14 protein-coding genes are annotated in these 14340 nt (G+C 63.9%); 10 read left to right on the forward strand and 4 right to left on the reverse strand.

Annotated features, from left to right (window positions below; translation table 11 throughout):
- The first annotated feature begins 2 nt into the window (after nucleotides 1–2).
- From ATJ78_RS06450 to purF, 4 genes are all read left to right on the forward strand, one after another.
- A complete protein-coding gene (locus tag ATJ78_RS06450; protein ID WP_098406846.1) occupies nucleotides 3–368 on the forward strand; it encodes a sterol carrier family protein in 366 nt (121 codons plus the stop codon).
- A gap of 111 nt (nucleotides 369–479) precedes the next feature.
- On the forward strand, nucleotides 480–932 hold the full coding sequence (locus ATJ78_RS06455; RefSeq protein WP_245836231.1) for a hypothetical protein: 453 nt from the start codon (nucleotides 480–482) through the stop codon (nucleotides 930–932).
- Entirely contained in the window at nucleotides 929–2029 is a 1101-nt protein-coding gene (purM, locus tag ATJ78_RS06460) for a phosphoribosylformylglycinamidine cyclo-ligase (protein ID WP_098406847.1), read from the forward strand. Before ATJ78_RS06455 ends, purM begins: the two co-directional genes overlap by 4 nt.
- 44 nt (nucleotides 2030–2073) lie before the next feature.
- Nucleotides 2074–3531 carry an amidophosphoribosyltransferase gene (purF, locus tag ATJ78_RS06465; RefSeq protein ID WP_098406848.1) on the forward strand — a complete coding sequence of 486 codons (1458 nt, stop codon included), beginning with the start codon at nucleotides 2074–2076 and terminating at the stop codon, nucleotides 3529–3531.
- 126 nt (nucleotides 3532–3657) lie between these two features.
- On the opposite strand, the gene ATJ78_RS06470 is transcribed toward purF, so the two are convergent.
- The gene (locus ATJ78_RS06470) at nucleotides 3658–3849 is read right to left on the reverse strand and encodes a DUF3073 domain-containing protein (protein ID WP_098406849.1); all 192 of its coding nucleotides are present in this window, start codon (nucleotides 3847–3849) and stop codon (nucleotides 3658–3660) included.
- Between the two features lie 257 nt (nucleotides 3850–4106).
- Here ATJ78_RS06470 and ATJ78_RS06475 point away from each other — a divergent pair, with 257 nt between their 5' ends.
- Nucleotides 4107–4616: a universal stress protein gene (locus ATJ78_RS06475; RefSeq protein WP_098406850.1), complete on the forward strand. Its 510-nt coding sequence runs from the start codon at nucleotides 4107–4109 to the stop codon at nucleotides 4614–4616.
- A gap of 51 nt (nucleotides 4617–4667) precedes the next feature.
- Here ATJ78_RS06475 and ATJ78_RS06480 read toward each other — a convergent pair whose 3' ends face one another.
- Both ATJ78_RS06480 and ATJ78_RS06485 read right to left on the reverse strand, forming a co-directional pair.
- Nucleotides 4668–5279 (reverse strand): PadR family transcriptional regulator, encoded by a 612-nt coding sequence (locus tag ATJ78_RS06480; RefSeq protein ID WP_098406851.1) that lies wholly within the window; start codon nucleotides 5277–5279, stop codon nucleotides 4668–4670.
- On the reverse strand, nucleotides 5276–6127 hold the full coding sequence (locus ATJ78_RS06485; RefSeq protein WP_098406852.1) for a DUF4097 family beta strand repeat-containing protein: 852 nt from the start codon (nucleotides 6125–6127) through the stop codon (nucleotides 5276–5278). Before ATJ78_RS06485 ends, ATJ78_RS06480 begins: the two co-directional genes overlap by 4 nt.
- A gap of 165 nt (nucleotides 6128–6292) precedes the next feature.
- On the opposite strand from ATJ78_RS06485, the gene ATJ78_RS06490 reads away from it, so the two are divergent.
- The 5 genes from ATJ78_RS06490 (at nucleotide 6293) to ATJ78_RS06515 (ending at nucleotide 12806) form a co-directional block, all read left to right on the forward strand.
- Nucleotides 6293–7057, forward strand: a complete 765-nt coding sequence (locus tag ATJ78_RS06490) for a MerR family transcriptional regulator (RefSeq protein ID WP_098406853.1) — start codon at nucleotides 6293–6295, stop codon at nucleotides 7055–7057.
- A 199-nt stretch (nucleotides 7058–7256) separates the two neighbouring features.
- Entirely contained in the window at nucleotides 7257–10844 is a 3588-nt protein-coding gene (locus ATJ78_RS16070; protein ID WP_245836232.1) for an efflux RND transporter permease subunit, read from the forward strand.
- A gap of 3 nt (nucleotides 10845–10847) precedes the next feature.
- Nucleotides 10848–11342, forward strand: coding sequence for an NUDIX hydrolase (locus tag ATJ78_RS06505; RefSeq protein WP_098406854.1), 495 nt, complete (start codon nucleotides 10848–10850; stop codon nucleotides 11340–11342).
- A gap of 100 nt (nucleotides 11343–11442) precedes the next feature.
- Nucleotides 11443–12003 carry a hypothetical protein gene (locus tag ATJ78_RS06510; RefSeq protein WP_098406855.1) on the forward strand — a complete coding sequence of 187 codons (561 nt, stop codon included), beginning with the start codon at nucleotides 11443–11445 and terminating at the stop codon, nucleotides 12001–12003.
- A gap of 110 nt (nucleotides 12004–12113) precedes the next feature.
- Nucleotides 12114–12806 (forward strand): PKD domain-containing protein, encoded by a 693-nt coding sequence (locus ATJ78_RS06515; RefSeq protein WP_143741383.1) that lies wholly within the window; start codon nucleotides 12114–12116, stop codon nucleotides 12804–12806.
- Between the two features lie 13 nt (nucleotides 12807–12819).
- Here ATJ78_RS06515 and ATJ78_RS06520 read toward each other — a convergent pair whose 3' ends face one another.
- Nucleotides 12820–14337 (reverse strand): pyridoxal phosphate-dependent decarboxylase family protein, encoded by a 1518-nt coding sequence (locus ATJ78_RS06520; protein ID WP_098406857.1) that lies wholly within the window; start codon nucleotides 14335–14337, stop codon nucleotides 12820–12822.
- Nucleotides 14338–14340 lie beyond the last annotated feature (3 nt).

Consider the following 14340-nt stretch of genomic DNA (forward strand, 5'->3'; position numbering starts at 1 on the left):
GTATGGCTCGCGCGCGTATTTCGGATGACGTCGGCATTCCCGCCGTCGACAGCGCTGTGCGCGAGGCTGCTTCGCGCGACGCCATCGCGACGGCCGTGCGATACACGCTGCAGCTGCTTGCCGAACGGTTCCCGGGCAACACCGTCGAGGTGCGGGTTCCGCCGTTTGGCGCGACGCAGTGCATCGAAGGGCCGAAGCACACGCGTGGCACCCCGCCCAACGTCATCGAGACCGACGCCGAGACATGGCTCGCTCTGGCGACGGGAACGACAGCGTGGGCGGATGCTGTCGAAACAGCGTCCGTCTCAGCATCCGGAAGCCGAGCCGACCTGACCGGCAGACTGCCTGTACTGCGCGTGCGCGACTGACTGTGCTGTGCGTGCGCGGCTGCCCGTGCTACGCGTGCGCGACTGACTGTGCTGCGCGTGCGCGACTGGTCGTGTGCTCAGCACACAGCTTCATGCGCGACAATAGAGGGCATGAGCACCACTCCGGGCGACGCCTCCGATCGCCCCGTTTCTGACGCACCCACTGGGCAGCCCGCCGAGTCCAGCGTGCCCATCGAGCGCGCGACCTCGCACGAGGTGCCTGTGCGACGCGTACCCAAGTACCAGACGTTCTTGCTCATCGGGGTGATCGTCGGGCTGGTCGCCGCGATGATCCTCACATTCGCGTTTCAGCGGTCACCCGACGAGATCGATCCCTCGACGGGCGACGTGTACTTCTCACCCGTCCAGGTGTTCGGATTTCTGCTGCTGATCAGCATTCCGGTCGGAGTCGCGATCTTCGGTCTGCTCGCCTGGATTCTCGATGTGAGGGCCCGCAAGAAGACGCACACGGTGCGAGTCGATAAGGTTAATGTGCGCGTCAGCGAGCCGGATGCCGAGGCGCCCCACACAGCCGGATCATCCGACAAAGAGGACAATCTGTGAGCAGTTCCGCGACATATCGCGAAGCAGGAGTCGACACCGCTGCAGGCGATCTCGCCGTCGAACTCATGAAATCAGCCGTCTCGGCTACTCACGGGCCGCAGGTGCAGGGCGGTTTCGGCGGCTTTGCCGGGCTCTTCGACGTCTCGTACCTCACGAGCTATCGCAAGCCGCTGCTCGCGACATCGACGGACGGCGTCGGCACGAAGGTCGCGATCGCGCAGGCCATCGACAAGCACGACACGATCGGCCAGGACCTCGTGGGCATGGTCGTCGATGACATCGTGGTCGTCGGCGCGAAGCCGCTGTTCATGACCGACTACATCGCGTGCGGCAAGGTCGTTCCGGAGCGCATCGCCGACATCGTGCGCGGCATTGCCGAGGCGTGCTCCGCGACGGGAACAGCGCTTGTCGGGGGAGAGACCGCTGAGCATCCGGGGCTCATCGCCGCCGACGACTACGACGTGGCAGGGGCTGCGACGGGAGCGGTCGAGGCGGATGCTGTCTTGGGCGCTCACCTCGTGAAAGACGGCGACGTCGTCATTGCGTTCGCCTCGAGTGGCCTGCACTCCAATGGCTTCTCGCTCGTGCGGCACATTCTCGCGCAGCAGAAGATCGGCTTCACCGACACCTCGGCAGAACTCGGCGGCGTCGTCGGCGAAGTGCTGCTCGAGCCGACCCGTCTTTACACGGCTGCTGTGCTCGACGTGCTCGACGCTGTTCCCGGCGCCATTCACTCGCTGTCGCACGTGACCGGAGGAGGCATCGCCGCGAACCTCGCTCGCGTGCTGCCCGCCGGATCGTGGGCTGAGGTCGACCGGTCGACGTGGTCTCCGGCACCGGTTTTCCGCGCTCTGAGCGACATGGCCGGTACAGAGCTCGAGTCGAGCGAGGGCACGTGGAACCTCGGAATCGGATTCTTCGCGGTCGTCGACGCTGCGTCGGCAGCATCCGTCATCTCGCATCTGCACGCCGCGGACATTGCCTCGTGGCAAGTCGGCGAGGTGCACGTGGGCGCTCGCGATCTGAGCGGCTTCGAGCAGGGCGCGAAGGGTGTCGACGGCGGTGCCGTGCGCCTCGTCGGACGCTATGCGAACTGACATCTTCACCGCAGAACAACTGAACCTTTCGGGAGCTCCCTGACATGTGTGGAATCGTCGGAATCGTCTCACACGAGCCCGTCAACCAGCAGATCTACGATGCCCTGCTGCTGCTGCAGCACCGCGGGCAAGACTCCACGGGAATCGCCACGGCAGAGGGCCCGACCTTTCACATGGCCAAGGCGAAGGGGCAAGTGCGCGAAGCGTTCCGAACGCGCGACATGAGGTCTCTTGTCGGCAACATCGGGCTCGGTCACGTGCGGTACGTCACGAAGGGCGACGCTGCGAATGAGCAGGAGGCCCAGCCGTTCTACGTAAACGCCCCGTACGGGATCATTCTCGTGCACAACGGGAATCTGACGAACACGCGTGAGCTTGCAGAAGACCTGTTTCACGTCGATCGGCGTCATGTGAACTCGACGAGCGACACCGAGATGCTGCTGAACGTGCTCGCGAACGAGCTGCAGAGCCAGATCTCGGGTCTTGAACTCGACCCGGATCAGATCTTCACTGCCGTGTCGCAGGTGCACGAGCGCGTCGAGGGGTCGTATGCCGCGATTGCGATGATCGCGGGGCACGGTCTGCTGGCATTTCGCGATCCCTACGGCATCCGTCCGCTCGTGCTCGGCCGCCGGGCGACCGGAATGGTGGGTGACGACTGGGTCGTCGCGTCGGAGTCACTCGTGCTTGAAGCCGCGGGCTACGAGGTCGTGCGCGACATTGCACCGGGTGAAGCGGTCTTCATCACGCCGGACGGCGAGCTGCACTCACGCCAGTGCTCGCGCTCGCCGCGCCTTGTACCGTGCTCGTTCGAGTACGTGTACCTCGCCCGGCCCGATTCGATCATGAACGGCATTTCGGTGTACGACGCCCGGCTGCGCCTCGGCAACCGTCTGGCCGATACGATCACGCGGCACATGCCGCTCGGCGATGTCGACGTCGTCATGCCCATTCCCGACTCATCCCGTCCGGCAGCAATGCAAGTGGCTCAGAAGCTCGGCATCGAGTACCGCGAAGGGTTCTACAAGAACCGCTACGTGGGGCGAACCTTCATTATGCCCGGGCAGTCGCAGCGCAAGAAGAGCGTGCGCCAGAAGCTCAACGCCATGGGAAGCGAGTTCAAGGGAAAGAACATTCTGATCGTCGACGACTCGATCGTGCGCGGAACAACGTCGAAGGAGATCGTCGAGATGGCTCGGGCTGCGGGCGCGAACAAGGTGACGTTCACATCGGCGGCGCCGCCCGTGCGGCATCCTCATGTCTACGGCATCAACATGCCGTCGCGGGCGGAGCTGATCGCGCACGACCGCAAGATTCCGGAGATCGGTGAGGTTCTCGATGCAGACCACATGATCTTCCAGGAGATCAGCGATATGAAGGACGCCATCATTGAGGGGTCCCACGTGACAGACCTCGAGATGAGCTGCTTCACGGGCGATTACGTCACGGGCACGGTCACTCCCGAGTACCTCGACTGGATCGAGCGCACGCAACTGTCGTGATTGTGGCTGTCGCGAGCACGGCAGAGCCTTACCTGGTACCCAGGCACAGTCGTGCAAACGACGCAGCCGGGCACGGGTTAGCCGGCCCGGCTCTGCCTCGTTACGATGCGATCGCTATGCGCGCTCTTATGCTCGCTTCTGCTGATCTGACGAGAAGTCGTCTGCGTACTCAGACCACTTCGACATCTCGTCTTCGTAGGGGTCAGGTGATTTGCCCCCGAGCTCGCGCTCAAGCTGGTCGTAGTCCACTTCTGGACTGAACGACTTGAGCTCACGTGCGATCTTCGTGTGCTTTGCCTTTTGACGGCCACGCCCCATGCGAGACCCCCTCACAAAATCAGTATTCGGACAGCTGGTTGGCTGCCCGCGGTTGCACTAACCAGGGAACGATAAGACTAGCCTCAAGTTTAGCATGAGCTCTTCTTGATCTCTCCTGTGAGACGGCCCGCCTCGGTTCTGACTCGCGAGCCCGTGACACTACATGCGAGTGTCGGAATATGCTGGGAAACGAGCAATCAGCGATACGCTGAAGATACGGCGACGATGCCGATTCCAGTGGCGAGAGGAGTTCGACCATGCAGAACCTCGAGAACGGTCCGGTACTTGTCGGAGTCACAGGAGAACAGCCTGAGAGCGTTCCCCAGCGCGGGGTCTCGTTCGCCAAGGCGTTCGGGCGCGATGTTGTATTCGTCTGGGTGGATACCACGCAGTACACGTCTGGCTTTATGTCAGACGGAACCGTCGCGTTCACGACATTCGATCCGGACCCGTCTGCCGATCACGATGCCAATACCGAATGGCTCGAGGAGCGCGCGCGTGCCGCTGCGGATTCCGAAGGAGTCGCGTGGACGACCCGGGTGGGGGCCGGTCAGCCGTCTGCCGTGCTCGGAGCGATTGCCGACGAGATCGGCGCGAGCATGATCGTCGTCGGAACCCGCGAGCCCGGATTCATCGCCGGCCTGCAGGAGTTTCTCGGCGGCTCCGTGGCCGCGCACCTGGCGCACACGCAGTCCCGGCCCGTCGTTGTCGTTCCGCTGCTTCCGGCAGACAAGGGTGGCCGCGTGCCGTGGGAGCCCGAGGCCTGATCTGACCGCGGCCCCACTCAAGCGATGCCCTGCCCGGGCTGGCTCACCGAGTCATCGCGGGCGAAGGAGCTCTCGAACACGGGCAAGCTCTGCTCGCGCCATCGTGACGAGTTCGTCGTCGACGACTTTGCCTGCCGCGACGGCCTTGCGCAGGTCTGAGCGCAGCTCGCGCCGAAACTCGGAGACCGCGTTCTCGATCTCGTAGACGGCGACGCGACTCTCTGTTCGAGCGTCGGGCTCGCGGGGAGTCGCAACAGGCTCGTCCTGGGCGCGAGTCTTCGCCTCACGCGCCGCTGCAGCAAGTTCGGCGCGCAGAGAGCGCATCGCGTCAGTGACGCCCGTGCGCACCTCGTCGGCGAGTCGGCGCACCGAGTCGCTCACTTCGTCTTCGATCGCGTCGAGCTCGTCGGAGCGACGCTCGAGCTCGTCTCTTCCAGCATCCGTGATCTCGTAGACGTTCTTGTGCCCATCGCTGTTCTTGACGATGAGGCCGTCGTCGGCGAGCTTTGCCAGCCGCGGATAGACCGTGCCGGCACTTGGGCTGTAGGTTCCCCCGAAACGCTCACTCAACGCCTGGATGATCTCGTAGCCATTGCGAGGATGCTCCTCGAGGAGCTTGAGCAGGTACAGTCGGAGGTTTCCGTGTGCGAATACCGGGGTCATTGAACGGCTCCGTTCGCGTCGACGTTGTAGCCAGAAGAGTGCTGCGCTCGGCGGATCAGCGCGATGTCTCCCGACACCGTGTTGGCCGTCACCTCCACGGTGACGTTCGTGGTTCCGGGCGTGGTGACGGAGTATCCGCGGCCGAACGTGCCGTCGACGGACTCGCCATCGACGTGCATGCGACCGCTCACGGTATTGAGAACGCAGCGCGCGCCGACGTCGCCGTCAATGCGCGCCGTGAGGTTTCCCGACATGGAATTGACACGGATGCGGTCGCACGCACCACGAGCGTCGATGAAGACGTCGCCCGAAACCGTGTCTCCTGTGAACCGCTCGATCTCGCCGGACGCCGTGACGTCGCCGGAGACGGTGTGCACCGAGACGGCACCCGCATGATTGCTTACGTTGAGAGCGCCCGAGACCGCGTTGAGCTCGAGATCGCCTGTGAGGCTGTCGGCGCCGATCTCACCGCTCACGGTGCTGAGCCGCGCGTCTGTCTCGAGTCCCGAGAGCAGAGCCGTCGCGCTCACCACGCCGAACGACAGATCGATGTCGCGGGGAACGAGCACGCTCACGGCGGCCGTCGCCTTATTGGGCCCGAACGCCTTGAATGTGTCGATGAAGTTCTCCCAGCGGAGCTGGGGGTGGTCGATTTCGAGCCGGTCGCCGTCGATCGTCACCTTGAGCTCACGACCGGTCACATCGTGCACCTCGATGCGTGCGCTGTCTTCGTCGTGCCCGATCACGTCGATTGCGCCTCCGATGAGTGCGACCTTGAGCGATCGCACGATGCCGGTGTCGATCACGCGGGACTCTCCCGGGTTGATGAACCATTTCTCTTTGCTCACAAGATGCCTCCTCGGTGCATCCGATCGCGATATATCGCGAGTTATAGAAAACACGATATATCGCGTTTGTTCTCGCGTAAAGAGGATCGTGAGATATTTTTCTTGACATTGACGCTGCGTCAACTTCTAGCGTGGTGTTGGCGTCACAGCAGAGAGGAGAGCGAGATGCGTTTGTCAATCAACGAGACAGCCCGGCATGCCGGCACCACGAGTCGCACGTTGCGGCACTACGACCACATCGGTCTGCTGGCGCCCAGCCACGTCGGAGCGAACGGCTACCGCTACTACGACGAGGCTGCTCTCGTGCGACTGCAGCGCATTTTGCTGCTTCGCGAGCTGGGACTTGGCCTCGGGTCGATCGCAGAGGTCATCGATCGTGAGTCGGATGCTCCGACGGCGCTCCGTTCCCATCTCACGTGGCTGCGACGCGAAAACGACCGCATCGCAAGACAGATCGCGTCGGTTGAAGGCACCATCACGTCGTTAGAGAGAGGAGAGAGTGTCATGGCAGAGAACATGTTCGACGGGTTCGACCACACGCAGTACAAAGAAGAGGTCGAGCAGCGCTGGGGCGCGAGTGCCTACGAGCGCTCCGACTCCTGGTGGCGCAGCATGAGCGACGCCGAGCGCGCCGAATGGCAGAAGCGGGTGACAGACCTCAGCCGAGACTGGGCGGATGCTGCTGAGCGCAGCGTGGACCCGGCGAGCGATGAAGCGCGGGCCCTTGCTCGCCGTCACGCCGAGTGGCTCGGCGGGGTGCCGGGAACGCCGGGCAGCGAGCAGGGTCGTCCCACAGACGAGTACTTGCTCGGGCTCGGCGAGATGTACGTGGCCGACCCACGATTCGCCGCCAACTACGGTGGGCAGCCCGGCGCGGAGTTCGTGCGGGATGCCCTGCGAGCGTACGTGGAAGGCGGACGCGACGAGTAGCGGGGTGAGGGGCGGATGCTTCGCGACAGCATCCGCCCTGATCTCTCTCGTGCTCCCGCATGAAGCCGCGCAAACATGCGGCGTACTCGGAGGAAATGCACACAGGCTTGTGTGAAAGAATGCAGGCGCGGATTCCTGGCGTGCACGGCACAGCATGTGCACGCATCCGTTCCATCTCTGACCTTTTCGCAGGAGAATTGTGCATCTTCTCAGCGTCGCCAGCCTGAAGAACCGCGCGCTCATTGCGCTCGTCACCATTGTCGTCGCCGTGTTCGGGGTGATCTCACTGACGGGGCTCAAACAGGAGCTCGCGCCGAACATCACCTTCCCCCAGCTGGCGATCGTGACCAACTACCCTGGGGCGTCGCCCAACGTCGTGAACGACGATGTGTCGACGCCGATCGAGAAGGCGATCAGCGGGGTGCCCGGGCTTGAGTCGACGAGCGCGACGTCGAGTACGAATCTGAGCCTCGTCTCGGCGACGTTCGATTACGGAACCGACCTGAACACGGCCGAGCAGAAGATCAACCAGTCGATCGAGCGCATCTCGTCGACGCTGCCCGAAGACGTCGATCCGCAGGTGATGACCGGCAGCCTCGACGATCTGCCGATCATTCAGCTCGCCGTCACAGGCGGTGACAACGCCGAGCTCAATGACCTGCTCGAGCGCGTTGCCGTGCCGCAGCTTGAAGATGTCGAGGGCGTGCGCGAAGCCGCGATCGTCGGTGCGGCGGGGCAGCGGGTGACGATCACCCCCGACACCGAAGAACTTGCCGCCGCCGGGGCGACGACGCAGGCGATTCAAGACGCCCTGCAGCAGAACGGTACGCTTATCGGCGCAGGCGAGATCACTGAAGACGGCAGCACGTATTCGGTGCAATCGGGAACGAAGGTGCACTCGGTCGACGAGCTCGAGGCTCTGCCGCTCACGGGCGTCACCCCTCCCGACGGAGACGTCGTCACGCTCGGCGACGTCGCAACGGTCGAGCTCACGGAGAACCCGCAGACCACCCGCTCGCGCGTCAACGGCGAAGAGGCGCTCACGCTCTCGATCACCAAGCTTCCCGACGCCAACACGGTTGACGTCTCGCACGGCGTCACCGACGCGCTTCCCGAGCTCGAGGAGTCGCTGGGAGACAACGTCACGCTCACTGTCGTGTTCGACCAGGCGCCCTACATTGAGCAGTCGATCGAATCGCTCTCGACCGAGGGACTGCTCGGCCTTGTCTTCGCGGTTCTCGTGATCCTGCTCTTCCTGCTCGATGTGCGCGCCACGCTCGTGACCGCCATCTCGATCCCGACGTCCGTTCTGATCACGTTCATCGGCCTGCAGGTGTCGGACTACACGCTCAACATTCTGACCCTCGGCGCGTTGACGATCGCGATCGGGCGCGTTGTTGACGACTCGATCGTTGTCATCGAGAACATCAAACGGCACCTCGGCCTGAGCTACGACCGCAGCGGAAGCGGTCGGCTCCAGGCGATCGCCGCCGCAGTGCGCGAAGTGGCCGGCGCGATTACCGCATCGACGATCACCACCGTCGCGGTGTTCCTGCCGCTCGCCCTCGTCGGCGACATGACAGGTGAGCTGTTCCGGCCGTTCGCCCTCACCGTCACCATCGCTCTTCTCGCGTCGCTGCTCGTCTCGCTCACGATCGTGCCCGTGCTCGCGTATTGGTTCCTACGTGCCCCGAACGAGAAGCAGCTGGCGAAGATCGAGGCGCGCAATCAGAAGCGAACGGATGCCATCGAGGCCAAGAACCGTGCGCGTGACGATGCCGAGGCGGCCCGTGTTGCCAAGCGCGAGCAGAAAGAGGCAGCCAAGGCAGCCAAGCGCGAGTCGAAGAAGACAAAGACGCCGGATGCTGTCGCGTCGAGTTCCGCGGTCGAGCCTGCCGCAGCATCCGATGTTTCTACGGGTGCGAGCGCAACCGGGGCGAGCGAGACAGCCACGCCGTCGATCGCGCCGATGCCCGCGATCGTCTCTGCGTCGTACGTGCGCCCCGCGAAGGTGCGCGGCGTTCCCTTCGCCGAAACGGATGCTGACGAGTCCGCCGACGTCGGCGAGACGGCTCCCGTCTCGCCGGACGACGCCGACCTGACAGCATCCGCCCCCACTCGTCGGGGTCGCCGCCAGGCACAGACCGACCACGAAGACGAACTGAAGCACCCGACGCTGCTGCAGCGCGGGTACCTGCCGATCATTCGCTGGACGCTCAAGCACTCCGTGACGACGATCATTCTGTCGCTGCTGATCATGGGAGTCACCCTGGCGGCCGCACCGTTCATGAAGACGAATTTCCTCGGCGACAGCGGCCAGAACACGCTCTCGGTGACGCAGACGCTCGAGCCGGGAGCGAGCCTCGAGGCCCAGGACACCGCGGCGCAGAAGGTAGAAGACGCTCTTCTCGACATCGACGGAATCGAGACGGTACAGGTGTCAATCGGGTCGAGTGGCAGCTCCCTGAGCGACGCCTTCCTCGGCGGCGGCGCGGGAACGATCACGTTCTCAATTACGACAGACGTCGACGCAGATCAGGCTGCCCTGCAGCAGACGGTGCGCGACGAACTCGAGACGATCGACGATGCCGGAACTATCGAGGTCGCGTCGTCGAGCGGATTCGGAGCGTCGACCGACATCGAGGTCGACATTACGGCGACGTCGGCCGATGATCTTCAGGCCGCCGCCGATGCCGTGCATGATGCGGTGGCCGGTCTCGACAGCGTGGCTGAAGTGAGTGACAACCTTGCCGAGTCGCGTCCGTTCATCGAGGTAGCCGTCAATAGACAGGATGCTGCCGAGGCGGGGTACAGCGAAATCGCGCTGAGTTCGTTCGTTGCGAGCGCGACGAAGCCGCAACAGGCGGGCACGGTCGTGATCGACGATACGACGCTCACGATCTACATTCAGTCCGGCGATGAACCGTCGACGGTCGACGAGCTGCGTGACCTGGACGTGCCGACGCCGACGGGCATGGTTGCGCTGTCGACGCTCGCGAGTGTCGAGGTCGCTGATGGGCCGCAGAGCGTCACAACCGTGGACGGCGATCGCTCGGCCACGGTCAGCGCGACGCCCGCCGGAGACAACATCGGCGCAGCCAGTGCAGAGGTTCTGGAAGCGATCGAGAGCGTGGATCTGCCCGCCGGCGCGTCGGCTGAGCTCGGCGGAGTGAGTGCCGACCAAGAGACGGCGTTCCAGCAGCTGGGACTCGCGATGCTCGCGGCAATACTTATCGTGTACATCGTCATGGTCGCCACATTCCGGTCGCTGCGTCAGCCGCTGCTGCTGCTGGTGTCGGTGCCGTTCGCCGCGACCGGCGCGATCGGGCTGCAGCTGGCGACGGGTGTTCCGCTCGGTGTGCCGTCGCTCATTGGTGTGCTCATGCTCATCGGCATCGTCGTGACCAACGCGATCGTGCTCGTCGACCTCGTCAACCAGTACCGCGATAGGGGTCTGACGGTGGCGGATGCTGTCGAGCACGGGGCCGTGCGACGACTGCGCCCGATTCTCATGACGGCGCTTGCGACAATCTTCGCGCTCACGCCCATGGCGCTCGGCATCACCGGCCACGGCGGCTTCATTTCGCAGCCGCTCGCGATCGTGGTGATCGGCGGTCTCGTCTCGTCGACCGTGCTGACGCTTGTCGTGCTCCCGACGCTGTACAACCTTGTCGAGGGCGCGAAGGAACGTCGGGCGGCCAAACGCGAGCGCAAGAATGCGAAACGCGCAGAGCACGACGCGGCCGAGGCAGAGTCACCGAAAGCTGAGTCCGCCGGGGTACGGTAAGGCATGCCAACGCCAGAGTTCATCACGGCCCTCAGACGCAAGATCGGGCACGATGAGCTGTGGCTGAGTGGTGTGACGGCGGTTGTGACGCGTCGTGGTGCGCGCGGCACCGAGATTCTGCTGGTTCGGCGTGCAGACACGGGGCAGTGGACGAACGTCTCTGGCATCATCGATCCGGGGGAGCAACCGGCGGATGCTGTCGAGCGTGAGGTCCTCGAAGAGGCGGGCACTGTCGTTGTCGCCGAGAGGCTCGCCTGGGTGCACTCCCTTCCGCCCACGCAGTGGCCGAATGGAGACAAGGCTCGGTTTCTCGACCTGGTCTTCGCGTGTCGCTACGTCTCGGGCGAGGCAGCGCCCGAAGACGGCGAGAACACGGAAGCGCGCTGGTTTCTGTTGCGCAACATGCCGTCCATGAGTGTGTCGCAGCTGGAGCGTGTCGACGTGGTGCTCGAGGGCGATGCTGGCGCGCGCTTCGAACGTGGTGCGACGTCCTCCTGACCCGCGGGGTTCGCAACGTGTGGCCGCGACATCTTTCTTGATCGTGAAGCCCTGTGGATAACTCTCATGGGAGGGCGCCGTCTTTTCTACGCTGGTTCGTATGCGTTTCTCCAGGCTTCGGCGTGCTGTCGCGACTCTGGCATGTGCAACCGCTGTTGTCGCTGGGGCGACGGCCTGCACTCCGGCCGAGCCAGAGAAAACGCCGACGCCGACGAAGACGGCGATCTTTGCGAGTGAGGACGAGGCGCTGCAGGCCGCGGTCGATGTCTACCAGCAATACAGTGCAGCGTACGACGAGGCACTATCTTCTGCAGAGCCGGACTATTCAGCAGTGTCAAAGTACGCGACAGAACGCTTCATTAGCGAATTAGTCGCGGCGGACGAGGAGGTTGCGAACGGCTCCATGGTTGAGGGAACCTCCAGCTTCGATACGGTGTCGCTTGTTGATTTCGATCATCGATCAGATCCTGTCAAAGTCGACATAAAGCTCTGCCGGGACGTATCCAAACAAGCCATTGTGGACGCCAACGGTAAGGACATCACACCGGACGAACGGTTGGAGAGGTTTCCGTTCGAAGTACTGCTCGTGTGGGATGACGCGAATTCAACGCTAAAAGTAGATGATTTGGGCTCATGGCAAGGCGAAAACTTCTGCGCGTAGCGGCGCTGGGGATCTTGATCGGCGCGGTCCTTGGAGCTTCTCCGATAGGTATCACCCCACAGAGCTCGGCGGCCACGTGCTCGAAGCGTGAGGTGCAGCTCGGCACCTGCGTGAACACCGGTATTCGAGATGGCAACGTCGATGTCGGAGCAGACAAGACGTATCCCGGTGATGGAGGATCCGACGGTCGCGGCGGCGGCAATGGCGGCGGCGACCACAACGGTTCCGACAGTGACAACGGAGATGGCGACGGTCGCGTCATCCCAGAGCTGGAGAAGCCCTGCAGGCTAGAGGGCACGTGCCCCGACGAGGGAAGCGATCCCATCACCATTCACGACCTGGCGTCCTTCAGCCCTGAACAGGTACATGTGGCAATGGAGCCCGACGGATGGATGATCGTCGGACTGCCCGCCAACTTCTACGCCGACGCCGAGACCAACACCACGACGGGCGAACTGTTCGAAATTCCTATCACCGTACGATTTACACCCACCAGCTACGACTGGTCCTGGGGCGACGGATCGACAGCGAGAACAGACTCTGGCGGCAGCTCGTGGAAGAACCTCGACGTCAAGGAGTTCACAGCGACAGCAACCAGCCACACGTACACCGAGAAGGGCACATACACGGTGTCCCTGACCGTGAACTACTCCGTAGAGCTTCGGGTGCAAGGCGGAAATTGGGTTCCGGTGCAAGGGACACTGTCCAAAGCGGCATCCGGAGTCACCGCAATCGCAACGAGCGCTAACTCCGTCATCGTCGACAAAGAATGCAATCGCAACCCCGACGGGCCAGGATGCTGACGGTGCGAGATTCCTAGGAGCTCGCGGGCTCAGCCTGCCGCGCCAGCACCTCAATGAGAAGACGTTCCGCGAACTCGGCTGGCAGCTGCTCGACAAGGGCCATGAGCGGCGCCATCTTCGACGGCAACGGCGTCGAAGCGTCATCCGTCGAGGCAGAGGCACCGATACCGAATCGAGTCAGCAGCGCAAACGCCTTGTCAGCCGTGAGTTCACGCCCCAGAGCCCCCGACAGCCGCAGCACCTGCACCGCAAACCTCGGATTGGCCGGCGCTTTGCCCCGCACGTCGTCAGCGGCACGTGTCAGAGCAGCGCTGAGCTCTGGCAGCATCCGCTCGGTCACCGGCGTGATCGTCAGGTGCGTTGTTCGGGGAAGGGCAAAGCCGTTCGACTGCGTGAAACCGGGTTGCATCTGCAGGGTGAATCCGAGCTCGGCGACTCGGTCAGCCCAGTGATGAGGATCAACGCGCGACCGTTTGGACGCCGACGTGTCGGACTCCACGGCAATTAGTGGACCGGTGGGCGAGCCGACGACTCGGAGACCGACGGTGCCGTCGATGAGTGTGTGCAACTGCTCTGTCGACCGACGGCATGACGCCACGAGATCTGCGAAGCCGTCGGAACCGAGGCGCTGCACGATCGCCCACGCGGCAGCGAGAGCCCCCGCCGATTTGGAGCCGAGCAGCGTCGGATTGACGACGGGATATCCAGGCCACCTCGCCGTCGCGAAGAACTGCTGGCGCTGCCTGTCACGGTCGCGCTGCAGCAGCACAGAGGCACCCTTCGGCGCGTACCCGTACTTGTGCAGGTCTGCAGAGATGCTCGTGACACCGGGTACGGCGAGGTCCCACGGCGGCAGATCGCCCCACCAGGCAAGAGCGAATCCGCCGATGCATGCATCGACGTGGCAGGGAATGCCGTAGCGGGCAGCGGCGCTCGCCACCTCTTCGATGGGGTCGAGTGTGCCGAACGGATAGCTCGGTGCCGAGACGACGACGAGAGCGACATCGGGTCCGAATCGCGCAACGAGATCGGCAACGTTCACTCTCCCCTCAGCATCCACGGGAACGAGGTCGAGGTCGAGCCCGAAGTAGTGCGCCGCCTTGTGAAAGGCAGCGTGAACCGTCGACGGCGCTATGACGCGCGGCCTGAGCCCCAGCATCGGCTGCGTCGCGGGATCGCCAGAGATCTGCGCGGCGGCCCACACGTCGCGAGCGGTCTTGACCGCGAGCATGCAGCTCTCTGTGCCGCCGCTCGTGACGGTGCCGACCGTATCGTCGTCGCCGTGGAGCACCGTGCGGGCGAAGCCGACGACCTCACGCTCGAGTGTCGCGACCGACGGGAACACCGTGGGATCGAGACCATTCACCGGCTGCACGAGGCGCATCGCCTCGGTAGCGAGATCGTCGAGCTCGGCGAGCCCGGAGTCGTAGACATACGACAGCACGCGCCCGCCGTGGGTCGCGGCGTCGGCGCTACGAAGGCGTCGCAGTCGCTCGAGGATCGCCTGCGACTCGGCGCTCAGCGGCTGCATGGC

The sequence above is a fragment of the Paramicrobacterium agarici genome (assembly GCF_002563955.1).
Classification (GTDB): Bacteria; Actinomycetota; Actinomycetes; order Actinomycetales; family Microbacteriaceae; genus Paramicrobacterium; species Paramicrobacterium agarici.

Coding starts and splice junctions, on each gene's coding strand:
- ATJ78_RS06455 (WP_245836231.1), top strand. CDS start 480: ATGAGCACCACTCCGGGCGACGCCTCCGATCGCCCCGTTTCTGACGCA.
- purF (WP_098406848.1), top strand. CDS start 2,074: ATGTGTGGAATCGTCGGAATCGTCTCACACGAGCCCGTCAACCAGCAG.
- ATJ78_RS06470 (WP_098406849.1), bottom strand. CDS start 3,849: ATGGGGCGTGGCCGTCAAAAGGCAAAGCACACGAAGATCGCACGTGAG.
- ATJ78_RS06510 (WP_098406855.1), top strand. CDS start 11,443: ATGCGTTTCTCCAGGCTTCGGCGTGCTGTCGCGACTCTGGCATGTGCA.
- ATJ78_RS06520 (WP_098406857.1), bottom strand. CDS start 14,337: ATGCAGCCGCTGAGCGCCGAGTCGCAGGCGATCCTCGAGCGACTGCGA.
- ATJ78_RS06505 (WP_098406854.1), top strand. CDS start 10,848: ATGCCAACGCCAGAGTTCATCACGGCCCTCAGACGCAAGATCGGGCAC.
- ATJ78_RS06480 (WP_098406851.1), bottom strand. CDS start 5,279: ATGACCCCGGTATTCGCACACGGAAACCTCCGACTGTACCTGCTCAAG.
- ATJ78_RS06490 (WP_098406853.1), top strand. CDS start 6,293: ATGCGTTTGTCAATCAACGAGACAGCCCGGCATGCCGGCACCACGAGT.
- ATJ78_RS06450 (WP_098406846.1), top strand. CDS start 3: ATGGCTCGCGCGCGTATTTCGGATGACGTCGGCATTCCCGCCGTCGAC.
- ATJ78_RS06475 (WP_098406850.1), top strand. CDS start 4,107: ATGCAGAACCTCGAGAACGGTCCGGTACTTGTCGGAGTCACAGGAGAA.